Here is a 15,272-nt window from a genome sequence, read left to right as displayed (position 1 = left end):
GTCCATGCGATTTTCTACTGTGCTCGGTGCGGGCCTCGTGCTGCTCGCAACTGCTTCCCAGGCCTTTGCCGGTGCCACGCTGGAGCGGGTTGAATCGCGCAAGGAACTGGTCAACGTTTTGATGGAAAGCTACCCACCGTTTTCCTTCCTCAATGACCAGAACCAGCTGGACGGTTTCGACGTGGATGTGGCCAAGGCCGTGGCGGACAAGCTCGGCGTCAAGCTGCGCCTGGAAACCCCTTCGTGGGACGTGATCGCCGCAGGCCGCTGGAGCGGCCGCTACGACATCTGCATCTGCTCGATGACCCCGAGCAAGGCCCGCGCCGAAGTGTTCGACTTCCCGGTGGAGTACTACGCATCGCCTGCGGTGATCGTGGTCAACGCCAAGGATGAGCGCATCCATGGCGCCAAGGACCTGGAAGGCCGCAAGGTAGGCCTGACCAGTGCATCGAGCTACGAGAGCTACCTGAACAAGAACCTGGTGATCGAAGGCGACGAAGACAAGAAGATCGAATACCCCTTCGATTTCGTGCAGATCGCGCCCTACGACACCGACAACGTCGCCTTCCAGGACCTTGGCCTGGGTGCCGGCGTACGCCTGGACGCCATCCTCACCAACCTGGTGACCGCGCAGCCGCGTCTGGACCAGGACAAGCGCTTCAAGCTGGCAGGTGCCCCGCTGTATGAAGAGCCGAAGTCGGTGGCCATCGAGAAAGGCGACCCCGAGTGGGATGCCAAGGTGCGCCAGGTGTTTGCCGAGTTGAAGGCTGACGGCACCCTGGCCAAGCTGTCGCAGAAATGGATTGGCGCCGATATCAGCAAATGAGCACCTTCCCCTCCTCCCCCAAGCCCGTGGTCAAGCCCACGGGTGCCGGCCTGTTCGGTTTTCGCACCCGGCTGCTGCTGACCTGGCTGGCGCTGTTTGGCCTGTTCGTTGCGTTTTTCCTCAGTTTCGATCTGAAGTTCTCGATCATCCTGGAGAAGTTTCCGAACCTCGCCGGGTTCAAGCTGGGGCCCAACGGCTTTCTGCAAGGCGCGGCACTGACCCTGTTCCTTTGCCTGTGCTCGATGGTGGTGTCGGTGCTGTTCGGCTTCGCCGCCGCGCTGGCGCGGTTGTCGAACAGCGCGGTGCTGGTGGGTATCGCCAGCTTCTACACCTCGTTCTTCCGCGGCACACCCCTGCTGATCCAGATTCTGCTGATCTACCTGGGGCTGCCACAGCTGGGCCTGGTACCGGGCGCCATCAGCGCCGGCATCATCGCCTTGTCGCTGAACTACGGGGCCTACCTGAGCGAAATCTTCCGCGCTGGCATCCTCGGCGTCGCGCGCGGGCAACGTGAAGCGGCACTGGCGCTGGGCATGCGCACGCCGCAGATCTTCTGGCATATCGTCCTGCCCCAGGCCATGCGGGTGATCATTCCGCCTACGGCCAACCAGTTCATCTCGATGCTGAAGGATTCATCGCTGATATCGGTGATGGGGGTATGGGAGGTGATGTTCCTGGCGCAGTCGTACGGGCGGTCGAGCTATCGATACCTGGAGATGCTGACCACGGCGGCGGTGATTTACTGGGTGCTGTCGATCCTGCTCGAGCTGGTGCAGGCGCGGCTGGAGCGGCATTTTGGCAAGGCTTACCAGCGCTAGGGGCCAGGCTGGGTTGGCAGCCCCCCCTTATTGAATTGCACGTAAACTCATTGAATTAGCAGGGACACTGTGGGAGCGGCTTTAGCCGCGAACACCAGCGCAGCCGGTGCCATGCACCGCGTTGGATTCTTCGCGGCTAAAGCCACTCCCACAGCGTTACAGCGCCTTCATTTCAGCAATATCCCGCGCCACCTGATCAGCCGATTGGTCAAACATCGCCTGCTCCTGCGCATCCAGCGGCAACTCGATCACCCGCGCCAGCCCCTCCTCTGCCAGTACGCAGGGCACACCCATGGCAATATCCGTGCGCCCGTACTCGCCTTCCAGGATCGCCACCGCCGGCAAGATGCGGTTTCGCCCGTTGGCGATCGCATCGACCATCTGCGCAATCGCCACGCCCGGCGCATCGCAGGCGCTGCCCAGCTTCTTCAGCCCCAGGATCTCGCCACCACCCTTGCGGGTGCGCTCGACGATCTGCTCGATCTGCTCACTGGACAGGAAGTGCGACAACGGCACCGAACCGATCTGGCAGTAGCGCATCAGCGGCACCATGCTGTCGCCATGCCCGCCCAGGACCAGCGCCGTGATATCCCGGGCAGAGAACCCGGTCTGCTCGGCGATGAAACACTTCATGCGTGCGGTATCCAGCACCCCCGCCTGGCCGAACACCTTGGTGCGCCCCAGCCCGCTGAGGCTCCAGGCGCGATAGGTGAGCACATCGACCGGGTTCGACACCACCAGCACCGTCGCAGTTGGTGCATGCAGCTTGATGTCGGCCATGATGCCGTCGAGGATTGGCAGGTTGATACTCAGTACATCCTGACGTGACTGCCCCGGCTTGCGCGGCACGCCTGCGGTGATGACCACCAGTTCAGAGCCGTCCAGCATTTCAGCCTTGGCCCCGCCGTGAACCCGGGTATCGGAACCCGACTCGACTGCCGCCTGCCACACATCCAGCGCTTTGCCTTGCGCCATCTCGCCCTGCACATCCATCAACACCAGCTCACGGCACAACTCTTCCCGAGCGATGATCTGCGCTGCCGCCTCGCCGACCATGCCGGCACCCACGATTGTCAGTTTGTTCACACGACACCTCCCAGCGGCGCGCGCCACCAGGAACACGCCTGCAATACAGAGAAGTATCGCCTGCTGAGGCGAAAAGACCACACAAAGGCAAATGGAAGCGGTACGCGTACCCCGTGGGAGCGGCTTTAACCGCGAAGAATCCAACGCGTTGCCTGGCACCGGCTGCGCGGTATTCGCGGCTAAAGCCGCTCCCACAAGGACCGCGCCACCTTCGAGTGCAGTGCAGTACCTGTGGGAGCGGCTTTAACCGCGAAGAATCCAACGCGTTGCCTGGCACCGGCTGCGCCGGTATTCGCGGCTAAAGCCGCTCCCACAAGGACCGCGCCACCTTCGAGTGCAGCGCAGTACCTGTGGGAGCGGCTTTAGCCGCGAAGAGGCCGGTGCAGGCTGGCCTAGAACTCGAAGGTACTGGACAAGCTCACCTGCCGCGCATCGCCAATGGCCACAAAGTACTGGTTCACCGCCAAGCGCCCACAGAGTCACTGCCAATTCAACCGACCCTGTCCTTGCACGGCGATTTTCCATCTGGCAAGGTTGCCAGCAGAACGCCCACCGACTGACCAGCGCTGCCCCACATCAAAGGAAACCTGACCTGTCACTGCAACCCTCCGTTCGCCGTGATCTGCTGATTCTGTGGCTTTCCATTGCCGCAGTTGCGCTTGTGCTGGGATGGCTGCTGCTGATAATCAGCCGCCAAGGCGCCGGCCCTCAGATTGCGCAGGCGCGCCAACTCACCTCGACCAGTTGCCAGGCGCTCCAGGCGGGTGCGGCACGGGTTCGCCAGCAGCTCCCGCCTGCACAAGACCACCCCGATCTCATGCCCCCCGCTGCCGCACAGGCAGTGCTGGATTTGGCACTGCGCGATCAGCCGGGCATGGAGGGCGGCTTCTGGCGAGCGGATGCGGGTGTGGTGGCCTACGCCTTCCCAACCTACGACGGCACGGGAATCAAACGCGACCCGCCGAGCGCTGAGTTGCAGCGCATTGCCTCCACGGCCCAGCGTGCGCAGGATTCTGCAGGCCTGGTGGCGGATGTGCGACCGGGCTTACGCGAAGCCGTGGCTTTCGCCGCCTGCCCCGTTCAGGCCTATGACCGGCAGCTGATCGCCTGGACCCTGATGCGCGTTCCGCTGTTGGCCACAGAAACAGTCAATACCTTGATACTCGCGGTAAGCCTGCTGCTGGCGCTGGTCGTTGTCTCCGGGGCATGGCTGGGCTGGATGATTTCGCGTTGGCAGCGCCAGTCGGCGCATTTGCGAAAGCAACTGGCCCAGTCCGAGCGCCTGGCCACGCTGGGGCGCGTTTCCGCCGGGCTTGCACACGAGATCCGCAACCCTTTGGGCACGATGCGCATGAAGGTGGAAAACGCGATGGCTGCCCCGGCTGACCGGCGCGAAGCACGTGTGGTTGGTGCCCTGGAGGCTGTACTTTCGCAAACGGCACGGCTGGAGACGCTGGTGTCGAGCCTGTTGGCATTGACCCAACCTTTCCGCGCCGAGCGCCAGGCAGTTGACCTGCAGGAATGGCTGGAGGAGCGGCGTAATGCCCACGCCGAAGCAGCGCAAAAGAAAGGCGTACGAATAACACTGGCCGTTGAACCGGAGCTGACCGCTAGCGCGAAGCAAGTTGCGCTGTTCGACCCGACACAAATGGCGCGGGTCTTTGACAACCTGCTGCTCAATGCGCTGGCGCACACGGAAGAACGCGGTGAAATCGAGCTCGGTGCACATCGCACGCACCGCGGCACATTGCTGTTGTGGGTGGCGGACGATGGTTCCGGCATTCCGCATGACCTGCGCGATACACTGTTCGAACCGTTCTCCACCAACCGCGCTGGAGGTACCGGCCTGGGGCTGGCGCTGGTGCGCGAGATCGTGCAGGGTCACGGCGGGCGGGTCGGTCTCGCCGAGTCGGCCAAAGGAACGCGCATAGAGATGGAGCTACCGTGGCCCGAATCCTGATCGTCGACGATGACGCCGCATTCCGCGACAGCCTTGCAGAAATGCTGCAAGACCTGGGGTATGCGGTGCTGCAGGCTGAAACCACCGATGCAGGCCTGCACAGGCTGCGCACCGAGGACGTGGATGCGGCCATCGTCGATCTACGGCTGCCGGGCGAGGATGGCCTGGTGTTCCTGCGCCGCGCGGCGCGCATCTCGCCGGTGCCTTGCATCATGCTCACCGCCTATGCGAGTGGCGGCAACACCATCGAGGCGATGAGCCTGGGCGCGTTCGACCACCTGACCAAGCCCGTGACCAGGGCCGCCCTGATCGAGACGCTCGAACGGGCCCTGCGACGGGCAGCCAACACCCCAGACAACCCCCAGGCGGCCGGGGCATCACCTGCCGCAAAAGAGCCCGTGGATGGCACCGAACTGGTCAGCAGCAGCGAGGCCATGCGCCAGGTCTTCAAGCGTATCGGGCTGGCCGCGAACTCCGATGCCACTGCGTTGATCCTGGGCGAGACGGGCACAGGCAAGGAACTGGTCGCGCGTGCCTTGCATCGCAACAGCGGGCGAGCCACCGGCCCCTTCGTCGCCGTCAACTGCGCGGCGATCCCGGCCGAACTGATGGAAAGCGAGCTGTTCGGTCATGTCAAAGGCGCGTTCACCGGTGCCATCACTGAACGCACCGGGCGCTTTCGCGAGGCCGATGGCGGCACCCTGTTCCTCGACGAAATAGGCGATATGCCGCTGGCCACGCAGGCGAAGATCCTGCGGGTGCTGCAGGAACGCGAAATCACCCCCGTGGGCGCCAATCGTGCCCAGCCGGTGAACGTGCGCATCATCGTGGCCACCCACCGAGACCTGCCCAGCGCAGTCAAGGAAGGGCGCTTCCGGGAAGACCTGTGGTACCGCCTGCAGGTAGTACCCCTGTGGCTGCCGCCGCTGCGTGAGCGCCTGGGCGACGTGCTGCTGCTGGCCGAACACTTTCTACGCCTGCTGGGCGGCGACTCGCCCAAGCGGTTGAGCGCGGCGGCAGCCCGGCTGCTGCTGGCCCATTCCTGGCCGGGCAACGTGCGCGAACTGCGCAATGCCATGGAGCGCGCGGCCATTCTCAGCCACGGCCCGGTCATCGAGGCCGAACACATCGGGTTGCAGACGGCGGCGGCGCCCACCCCGGGCCTGGACATTGACTGGGAAGGCCCAATGGCACAGGCCGTTGCCCAGCTGGAGCGCGAAATGATCGTGCGCGCCCTGGCTGCGACGGCGGGCAACCGCGCAGAGGCGGCGCGGCGCCTTGGCCTGTCTCGCCAGCAGCTCTACCGCAAGCTGGCCGAGTTCGATCTGGACTAACCCCTTCGCACGCAAAGGAGGTGTCCGATTCCGTGACACCTTAGCGTCACGGAATCGGACGGCACATCACTCCTATCAATCATAACTGTTTGATTTAATTGATAATTTTATCTGGCATGGTGTTTGCGCTACAGGTTGGGTGTTCCCAACCCAAAAGAGCTTCTCCAATGTCCAGGTATTTCATAGCCACATCTCTTGCACTGGCAATTGGCCTGGGTAGCCTCAGCGCGCATGCCATGCCGCCCGCCGCCGCCCATCTGCCTCCAACACCGCATCAGGGTGTGGAAACACCTGGCCTGGTGAGCCAGTACGTGGTGGAAGGCCAGGTGCAACGGATGCTCATCAATCCCTATGGTGAGGTCGACGGGCTGCGCCTGAGCGACGGGACCATTGCAAAGTTTCCACCGCATATGGCCGATGCGCTCACAGCCACGGTCAAAGTGGGGGACGCCGTCCGCATCATCGGGCGGGTGGAAACGCGAGGCACGGTCAAAGCCGACGCCATCATCCACGCCGACAGCGGGCGCACCGTGTACGACCAGCCGCCACCGGTTGGCGAAGGCCGAGCCCTGCCGCCACACCTGCGCGCCCAGCGTTTGCAGCCCCAACAGGTGGAAGGCCAGGTGGAGACCGTGCTCACTGGCCCACGGGGCGAGGCCAACGGCGTCATCCTGAGCGATGGCAGCATCGTACGTTTCCCGTCAGAGAGCCTGCGTATTTCCGTGCAGACGGGCGCACCGTTCGCGGCATCCGGGCTGGGCACGCGCAATGCGTTTGGCACCGCTTTGGAAGCGGTCAGCATGGGCACCACGTTATCCACCCTGCAGCCGCTCTATGACCGCGCGCCATAAGGGAATGCCGCTATGCACCCGGCAACGCCTTACATAACTCCGGCGCATGCCAGCTCACGGCGCTGGCTGTCCGGCCTCAACTTCTTCCTGGCCGATGTCCGTGACGGCCTGGGCCCCTTCCTCGGTGTGTTTCTGGCCAGCCATGGCTGGCGAGCCGATGACATCGGCTACGTGATGGCCGCCGGCGGCATCGCAGGCATGTTGGCGACCACGCTGATGGGCGCGTGGATCGACGCCTCGCGCCACAAGCGACTGCTTCTGGCAAGCGGCGCCATTGCACTCATTCTCGCCACGGCAGCGCTATGGACGGCGCCAACGTTCGGCGTCGCCGTCGCCTCTCAAGTGGTGACGGGTGTTGTGGGTGCGTTGATGGGCGCCGGCATCATGGGCATCACCTTGGGCATCGTTGATCAAAAAGACTTGTCTCGGCAGCTAGGCATCAACGAAGCCTGGAACCATGCCGGCAACGTGGTAGCGGCTGCCTTGGCCGGGCTGGCAGGCTACCGCTGGGGGCTGTCAGCCGTATTCGTCCTGATGGCCCTGATGGCGTGCGCGGCCCTTGCCTGCTTGCGCAAGATCGATCCACATGACATCGATCATGAGCGTGCCCGCGGTGGTGACCTCACTGGCAACCAGCCTGCGCAAGGTAGCAGCCCCTCGCCTTCCATGGTGCGGGTTTTGACGCACTCGCGCGAGCTGGGCCTGCTCGCGATCACCATGCTGCTGTTCCACCTTGGCAATGCCGCGATGCTGCCCTTGCTGGCACAGTCGGTTGTCACGCGTGGGCTGGCCGACCCCAGCGTGTTCACGGCATCCACCGTCATCGTGGCGCAGCTGGTCATGATTCCCGTGGCGCTTTGGGCCGGGCGGCATGCCTCTCGGCACGGGTATCGGGCACTGATCCTTGCCGCCCTCCTGGCCTTGCCCTTGCGCGGGCTGATCGCCGGTTGCTGGGAGTCCCCTTGGGCCCTGATTCCGGTACAGGCCCTTGATGGAATCGGGGCAGGCCTGCTGGGTGTCGCCTTGCCAGGGCTTGTCGCTTCCATCCTGCGCGGCACTGGGCACATCAATGCAGGGCTTGGTGCAGTGATGACGATACAGGGAATAGGCGCGGCCATGAGCCACGCACTTGCCGGCTGGATCGCGCAACATTTCGGCTATGGCACAGCCTTCGTCGTTCTAGGTATCGTGGCTGCAATCGGGCTACTCACCTATCAGACAGGCCTTAGGAAGGAACACCCAAGCCGGCAATTGCCAGCTCAGCCAAATAACGTTGACACGATATAGCGTGCTGCACGCCATCCACCAAAGGCTGGCACCCGGCCAAGCCGCGCCAACTCATTCATTCACCTGAGTAAACTGCATGCCTGTATTTGATCCATCCTCGCTCATCTGGGCCGTCGCCGCCGTTGCGACCGGTGGGGTAATCCTGCGCCCCTGGCGGGTGCCGGAATATGTCTGGGCAGTCGGCGCCGCTGTATTGCTGACCGCGTTTGGCCTGGTGCCACTACCCACGGCCCTCGGCGCTGTCGCCGAGGGTGGCGATGTTTACCAGTTTCTGATCGGTATGATGGTGCTGGCCGAACTGGCACGCCAGGAAGGCCTGTTCGACTGGCTGGCCATGTACGCCGTGCAGCACGCACGGGGCTCCGGCCAGCGCCTGTTCGACCTGGTGTTCCTGGTGGGGGTACTGGTAACGGTGTTCCTCTCCAACGATGCCACGGCTGTGGTGCTTACCCCAGCGGTGTACGCCGCATGCAGGGCGGCCAAGGCCGAGCCGCTGCCCTATCTGTTCATCTGTGCCTTCATCGCCAATGCCGCCAGTTTTGTGCTGCCCATTTCCAACCCGGCCAACCTGGTAGTGTTCGGCAGCCAGATGCCGCCGTTGCTGGATTGGCTGCGGCAGTTCACCTTGCCGTCGCTTGCGGCCATCGGCCTGACCTACCTTGTGCTGCGGCTGGCCCAGCGCAAACAGATACGCCAGCCATTGGCAACGATTATCGACATGCAACCGCTGTCCAGCGGTGCACGCTTGTGCGCGCTGGGTATCGTGCTGACAGGCGCCCTGTTGCTGCTGACCTCCGCCCTGGACCGGCAGCTCGGCTTGCCCACCTTCTGCGCCGGCATCGCCACGGCCGGGCTGATCCACCTGCGCCAGCGGCGCAACCCGATGCCGGTGCTCAAAGGTGTGGCATGGGGCGTACTGCCGTTGGTCGCGGGCCTGTTCGTGCTGGTGGAAGCGGTGGCACAGACGGGTGTGATCGAGCACCTGGCCCATGGCTTGGCCGCGCTGGCGCGCAGCTCCGAGCACCAGGCGAGCTGGGGCGCCGGCGTGGTCGCGGCTATCGCCGGCAACCTGATGAACAATCTGCCGACCGGCCTGATCGCAGGCTCCGTTGGCCATATTGTCGATTTACCCGCGAAAACCACTGCGGCGCTGCTGATTGGCGTCGACCTCGGGCCGAACCTGTCGATTACCGGCTCCCTGGCCACTTTGCTCTGGCTGGTTGCCGTTCGCCGTGAAGGCGAACACGTCGGTGCCTTGGACTTCCTGCGCCTGGGGGCGCTGGTAATGCCGCCTGCCTTGATCGGGGCGTTGGGGTTGCTTCATTTGTGAAGCGCTCGCAAGCGGTCCGCGTACCGTGTGGGAGCGGGCGTGCCCGCGAAGAATCCAACGCGGTGCCTGGCACCGGCTGCGCCGGTGTTCGCGGCGGTTCGATGCCTCGACACGCCCGCGCCCACTAGGTCACTGCCAACTCAATGAGTTATGTGTTGTGGAGAGCGTGGGAGGCGCCGGGCAATTTACGCCTTGAACAAACGCTCGGCGATGAAGTCGACGAACACACGGATCTTCGGCGACAGGTGGCGGCTCGATTGCCACAGCGCCCAGAACTGGCCCTGGTCGGAGGTATGCGCATCAAGCAGGCTTTCCAGTGCGCCAGTCCTGACCGATTCACGTACCAGAAAGTCCGGCATGTAGGCGATACCATGGCCGTCCACCGCAGCCATCAGCATTGCCTCCATGTTGTTCAGCGTCAGCACCGTGGGTAAGCGCAACTGGGTAATCTCGGGATCGGCGCCGAGGCTCCAGTCCATGATCTTGCCGGTCGTGACAAAGCGATAGCGCAGGCAGTCGTGTCGCTCCAGGTCGGCTAGCGTCTGGGGCCGCCCCTTGCGTGCCAGGTAGGTAGGCGCTGCGCACAGGACAAAGCGGAACGGCCCGAGCTTGCGCGACATCAATTTTGAATCGGCTAGCCCACCACTGCGGATCACCACATCGAAGCCATCGTCGATCAGGTCGACCAGGTGGTCGTTGAAGTCCATTTCCAGTTCGATTTCAGGGTACGCCTTGCGAAAAGCCGGCATCAGCGGCAGCAGAAAACGGTAGCCGATGGTCGGAAGGCTGACCCGCAAGCGACCACGCGGGGCCTGTATCGCATGGGACAGCATGGCCTCCGCATCCTGGAGGTCGTCGAGGATGCGCCGGCAGCGCTCATAGAACAGCTGGCCTTCCGCCGTCAGGCTGACCTTGCGCGTACTGCGCTGGAACAGCCGCACCTTCAACGAACTCTCCAGGCGGGCAACGTTCTTGCCGACCGCCGATGCGGAAATACCGCCGCTCATCAATGATCCTGCCTAACTAACAGGGTCCTGCCCGTTTCGCTCCATCACCTTCCCACACTGCTCACTGGCCAAACGGCTGATGATCCGGATCGCCTGGTGGATACCGGCAGTGTTGCGAAAGCTCAGGTGGGGGTTGTGTTCGCACTCCAGCATTTCGTCGTGCTGGACCAGGGCTTCGCCTAACAGTTCGAGGGTCCAGGCGTAGCTTTGGATGGTGGATAGGCGTTCTTGGTCAGTCATGGGTGCACCTCCGATTGGGCGGAGGCGGAACGGGATTGGCTGGAGGTGAAGTAACTGAGCGTCGTCCAGGAATAAAGGTGGAGAACGAATGCGAGGATCTTGGATGAACGTGAGGTAGGCATGCATGCGGTCCTTTTCGGTTGAAGCACCACGCTGACCGTCGCCAAACGGTTAGGGTGGCAGCTGTACGCAGGTTGGCGAACCGAGGAAAAGGAACTCGGCAGACCCGAAGGTCTCCCACGCACAGCCGCCATTACACGAAACTGCGGACGCAAAAAAAGCGCCTGCAATCGTGGTCGGGGCGCCGTTGCGCCTTTTCGTTCGGGTCGCCAAACCCGGTCGCGGAATTGGCCGCGACTGGAGCAAGGTATCGCTGAGGGGGCGCTAATGCAAGGTTCTCCATTGTATGAATATTCGCTGAAAACTGTAGGCAAAAGTCAGGACGGGGGCGAGCCGAAGCTAGAGAACCTGAAACTCGCCAACTTTTTCTGGTGCGGAGACAGGAATCGTATCGATACCTAACCATATGATTTTTAACAATACTTTCAACAAAACCCCTCCCCGCTACCTCTAAAATTACCTCAAGGCGCCTCCTCGATAGGTCTGTAACCAAGATGGGACGGAGGGCATAAAGCATCAGTGGGATTACTCCATGCCTGCGGCAAACAGCGCAACGGCGGCCAGTGAACAGCTACAGTTTGCCTCTGCCGCTCACCATCAGTGCCCCCTTTCGTCAACAAAGTGCATTTGTTGCCCGCCGACAGCGGGGCTAGTCCTCATCGTCGAATACATTCGTCCGCCCAGGGTAGTAGTCAACTGTCAGTGATTCAGTCACCTCTACCACAGCCATGGTGTGCCTAAACCGCGAGGAGCGATCGCCGAATCCAGGCTCAAACTGACGAAGTACTATCAAGATGAGCAAGTGCGCGCTGTTCGCGGTTAGGTACTTTTGGACCAAGTCCGACCGGCAACGTAGTTGAGTACCACTGGACCGGTTTTCTTCGTAACGGTCGGCTTGCTGGCTCCAAGTTTCAGAATGCACAACGACAGCACCAGACGGATCAACCCACCGACGTCCGAGGGCGTCTGCCATCGCGATGTGCGCGAAAGCATTTACATGGCTGGCAAGTCTCAACCGCAAAGCTGCCTGGGCTACGCCCAATGAATCGGATGCATCTAGCCCCTCATCGAGCTCAGCATCGACGACCCAAGGCATGAAGGGCAGATGCGATTGCGCGGCCTCAGAATCCGCATCCTCATACTCGTCCAACCGAGGAATATAGGCTTGGAACGGCTCTTGGCGGGCGAGATCAGATGCGACCAGAGTGCTTTCCTTGGCCGAGACCAAAGCAGATCGGATGTGGACGTCGACTCCGTCGATAGACTTCCACTCGCCATCAACGACTAACCAATCGCCCAGCTCGCCGCTGATCCCCAGTAGAGATTGCAGCGTGCTCGGCGCTCCAGTTAGGCCAACTGTACCCTCGTTAACTTCCCGTAGATTGATGCGGGTGGCCAGAGGTCTCCGATCCGTGACGTCGGCCAACCAAAGCCCATCTTTACGAGTCAACATTCGCCGATTCAACCACTCCTCCCACGGGTCACCCTCGTCATAGGGGCCCTGAACCACTGGGAGTTTGGAGAGAAACTCACCGGCTACCGCATGTAAGGCATGCCAACACAACTGCTCACCATAGGTATGATGATCAGGGGAGAAACCGCGATGACCTCCACGGCGGTACACAGCGCGCCCGCCCTGATCCGACATATGAGTGATTTCAGAATCATGCTGTCTTACCCATTGGTTTATTGCATCCCCTGTGGACCAATATGCTTGGCCGAAGACCTCACCTAGCTGGCTGACTTCATACTTTCCAAAGTCATAATCAAGATGTAATGACTTCAATGGCTTCGACACGCCCTCGGGCCTACCTTTGTAAAACGAGCCACCAAGATGCTTGCTCGACTTAGCCATTGGATAGGTCGAGTGATTCACACGTTCAAGCTCGGTTACTACCTCTTGCTCCAACGTGAGGTGACCACCGCGGCTGCACGTGAGCAGTGCTTGCGCCGAGAAATGCTTGAAAAGCACATGAGGGTTTGTTGCATCCAGGGCAATTCGCTTGATAAGGGTCTGGTGTTTACAGACCGCTGCTGGATTATCAACGGCAATTCGCGCCAATGCGATCAGGAGCCAAAGCTTCGCATGAAGATGGAAGAACGGCATTTCCGCAGCTTGAAAACACCCCGCATCGGTCGCGTCAATCTTCATCACAACCTTGTCCAAAATATCTGCCCGGCCAAGTCGTACAGCAACCCTGAGGCTATGCGCGGCCATCCAACGTCTCTCAGCCTGAGGCGCACCAAGCGCGAACCAGAAAAGACCGGCAGCCGCCTCCGCTTGATCACCGGGCGGGTAGAGATTGGATTGCCACGGGCCGTCCACTACCGAAGACGCCAACTTGGCTGCTCCAGCGTTTAATAACCGATGGATGGCCGCTTGACCGACACCCTCTGCAGCCGACGCATTAACGGTAGTCCCCAGGCTCAACCAAACGGATGCCGGCACATCGAAATTGGGCCGGGAAAACTCCTTGATCAATGCCAAGGTGAGCGTGTGACGGTCCACGCCTGAAACCGCCGAAAGCTCATTGATGTCCGAGGTGTTTAGATAACCAAATGAAACAAACTCATCCGCGCACTGCCGGATAATGATTTCGGCGCAGTCGTATAGCGTGCTGGCAAGAGCATTGGATGCTTGCGACCAAGCACTTTTGCAGGAACTCAGAACGCGAAGCTGCGGATTCCACGCTGACTCGGACACCCATTCCACGCACATCCGGACAGTGATTCCACGCTGATCCGGACACTCATTCCACGAGCATCCGGACACCGATTCCACGGCCATCCGGACACTTTCCAGGCAGGCAGCTACGCAGGATTTATTCACTACCATCGACCTCTTTTTCGAAGCAGAGAGGTCGTCGTGGAGCGTTTGTCCATGCGTAAAATCCGTGAGGTGTTGCGCCTCAAGTTCGATTGCGGGCTGTCTGTCCGTAAGATCTCCCGCAGTCTGGGCATAGGCCACAGCAGTGCCGGTGATTACCTCTGTCGCTTTGCCGCCAGCGGTCTAGCCTGGCCCTGCTCGTTGTCCGATTCCGAACTGGAACAGCAACTGTTCCCACTGGCCCCTGCGGTGCCCAGTGAGCAGCGGCCACTGCCTGATTGGTCTTGGGTGCACGCCGAGCTGCGTCGCCCCGGCGTGACCCTGGCGCTGCTCTGGCAGGAGTATCGCCTGAGCCAGCCGCAGGGTTTTCAGTACAGCTGGTTCTGCGAGCACTACCGGGCCTGGCAGGGCAAGCTGGACGTGGTGATGCGCCAGGAACATCGCGTCGGCGAGAAGTTGTTCGTCGACTACGCCGGGCAGACGGTGCCGGTGATCGACCGGCACAGCGGCGAGATCCGCCAGGCGCAGGTGTTCGTCGCGGTGCTCGGCGCCTCCAGCTACACCTTCGCCGAAGCCACCTGGTCGCAGCAGCTGCCGGACTGGCTGGGCTCGCATACCCGCTGCTTCGCCTTCCTCGGGGGCGTGCCGGAGATCGTGGTGCCGGACAACCTGCGCAGCGCGGTGAGTAAGAGCCATCGCTACGAGCCGGACATCAACCCGAGCTACCGCGATCTGGCCGAGCACTATGGCGTGGCGGTGGTGCCGGCGCGGGCGCGTAAGCCGCGCGACAAGGCTAAGGCCGAGGTCGGCGTGCAGGTGGTCGAGCGCTGGATCCTCGCCGCGCTGAGGAACCGCCAGTTCTTCTCCTTGAACGAACTCAACAGCGCCATCGCCTTATTGCTGGAGCGCCTCAACCGACGACCGTTTCGCAAGCTGCCGGGCTCCCGGCACTCGGCCTTCGAAGCCCTGGATCGTCCGGTGCTGCGGCCGCTGCCGGAGCAACCCTACGTGTATGCCGAGTGGAAGAAGGCGCGTGTGCACATCGACTACCACGTCGAGGTTGATGGGCACTACTACTCGGTGCCGTACCAACTGGTGAAGAAACAACTGGAAGTACGCCTGACAGCGCGCACGGTGGAGTGCTTCCACGCCAATCAGCGGGTGGCCAGCCATCTTCGCTCACCGCACAAGGGCCGGCACAGCACACAGGCCGAGCACATGCCCAAGAGCCATCGCGAGCACGCCGAGTGGACGCCACAACGGCTGATCCGCTGGGCTGAGCAGACCGGGCCGAACACGGCCGGCGTGATCAGCCACATCCTCGAACGGCGCATCCACCCAACCCAAGGCTACCGGGCCTGCCTGGGCATCCTGCGCCTGGGCAAGACCCATGGCGAAGTGCGCTTGGAGTTGGCCTGCCGTCGCGCCCTCAGCCTCGGTGCGTGCAGCTACAAGAGCCTCGAATCGATCCTGCGCCAGGGTTTGGAAAGCCTGCCGTTGGCTCAAGCCAACCTGCCCCTGCTGCCGGACGACCACGCCAATCTGCGCGGCCCCGGCTACTACCACTGAACACAAGGAATCCCACC

At 62.2% G+C, this 15,272-nt stretch carries 12 protein-coding genes; 8 read left to right on the top strand and 4 right to left on the bottom strand.

The annotated features are described in order from the left end of the window. Positions 1-4: 4 nt before the first annotated feature. Together KDB76_RS03755 and KDB76_RS03750 are read left to right on the top strand one after the other, a co-directional pair. Complete coding sequence (locus tag KDB76_RS03755; RefSeq protein WP_038408661.1) at positions 5-826, top strand: ABC transporter substrate-binding protein; 822 nt, start codon at positions 5-7, stop codon at positions 824-826. Next, complete coding sequence (locus KDB76_RS03750) at positions 823-1,644, top strand: amino acid ABC transporter permease (RefSeq protein ID WP_013970798.1); 822 nt, start codon at positions 823-825, stop codon at positions 1,642-1,644. Before KDB76_RS03755 ends, KDB76_RS03750 begins: the two co-directional genes overlap by 4 nt. A 156-nt stretch (positions 1,645-1,800) precedes the next feature. Here the strand turns inward: KDB76_RS03750 and KDB76_RS03745 are convergent, their stop codons facing one another. Further along, positions 1,801-2,730, bottom strand: coding sequence for a malate dehydrogenase (locus KDB76_RS03745; RefSeq protein ID WP_023663598.1), 930 nt, complete (start codon positions 2,728-2,730; stop codon positions 1,801-1,803). Between the two features lie 661 nt (positions 2,731-3,391). Between KDB76_RS03745 and KDB76_RS03740 the strand changes: the two genes are divergently transcribed. The 5 genes from KDB76_RS03740 to KDB76_RS03720 all read left to right on the top strand — a co-directional run bounded on the left by KDB76_RS03740 (position 3,392) and on the right by KDB76_RS03720 (position 9,492). After that, positions 3,392-4,690: an ATP-binding protein gene (locus KDB76_RS03740; protein ID WP_230491489.1), complete on the top strand. Its 1,299-nt coding sequence runs from the start codon at positions 3,392-3,394 to the stop codon at positions 4,688-4,690. Then, complete coding sequence (locus KDB76_RS03735; protein WP_038408660.1) at positions 4,675-6,024, top strand: sigma-54 dependent transcriptional regulator; 1,350 nt, start codon at positions 4,675-4,677, stop codon at positions 6,022-6,024. Before KDB76_RS03740 ends, KDB76_RS03735 begins: the two co-directional genes overlap by 16 nt. 167 nt (positions 6,025-6,191) lie before the next feature. Continuing rightward, positions 6,192-6,875, top strand: coding sequence for a hypothetical protein (locus tag KDB76_RS03730; protein WP_038408658.1), 684 nt, complete (start codon positions 6,192-6,194; stop codon positions 6,873-6,875). A gap of 12 nt (positions 6,876-6,887) precedes the next feature. Continuing rightward, complete coding sequence (locus KDB76_RS03725) at positions 6,888-8,162, top strand: MFS transporter (protein ID WP_080708128.1); 1,275 nt, start codon at positions 6,888-6,890, stop codon at positions 8,160-8,162. A gap of 76 nt (positions 8,163-8,238) precedes the next feature. Beyond that, entirely contained in the window at positions 8,239-9,492 is a 1,254-nt protein-coding gene (locus KDB76_RS03720; protein ID WP_038408657.1) for an arsenic transporter, read from the top strand. A 185-nt stretch (positions 9,493-9,677) separates the two neighbouring features. Here the strand turns inward: KDB76_RS03720 and KDB76_RS03715 are convergent, their stop codons facing one another. The 3 genes from KDB76_RS03715 to KDB76_RS03705 all read right to left on the bottom strand — a co-directional run bounded on the left by KDB76_RS03715 (position 9,678) and on the right by KDB76_RS03705 (position 13,647). Beyond that, positions 9,678-10,499, bottom strand: a complete 822-nt coding sequence (locus KDB76_RS03715; protein WP_049870800.1) for a LysR substrate-binding domain-containing protein — start codon at positions 10,497-10,499, stop codon at positions 9,678-9,680. A 12-nt stretch (positions 10,500-10,511) separates the two neighbouring features. Further along, positions 10,512-10,739: a hypothetical protein gene (locus KDB76_RS03710; RefSeq protein WP_015268870.1), complete on the bottom strand. Its 228-nt coding sequence runs from the start codon at positions 10,737-10,739 to the stop codon at positions 10,512-10,514. 769 nt (positions 10,740-11,508) lie between these two features. Further along, on the bottom strand, positions 11,509-13,647 hold the full coding sequence (locus tag KDB76_RS03705) for a hypothetical protein (protein ID WP_200873964.1): 2,139 nt from the start codon (positions 13,645-13,647) through the stop codon (positions 11,509-11,511). Positions 13,648-13,740: 93 nt separating this feature from the next. Here KDB76_RS03705 and istA point away from each other — a divergent pair, with 93 nt between their 5' ends. Further along, the gene (gene istA, locus KDB76_RS03700) at positions 13,741-15,255 is read left to right on the top strand and encodes an IS21 family transposase (protein WP_038408847.1); all 1,515 of its coding nucleotides are present in this window, start codon (positions 13,741-13,743) and stop codon (positions 15,253-15,255) included. Positions 15,256-15,272: the final 17 nt, after the last annotated feature.

It is taken from the genome of Pseudomonas sp. JS425, assembly GCF_018223845.1.
In the GTDB taxonomy this organism is placed as follows: Bacteria; Pseudomonadota; Gammaproteobacteria; order Pseudomonadales; family Pseudomonadaceae; genus Aquipseudomonas; species Aquipseudomonas asiatica.
Note: the sequence above shows the minus strand (reverse complement) of the source record. Positions and strands in the feature narration are given on the sequence as shown.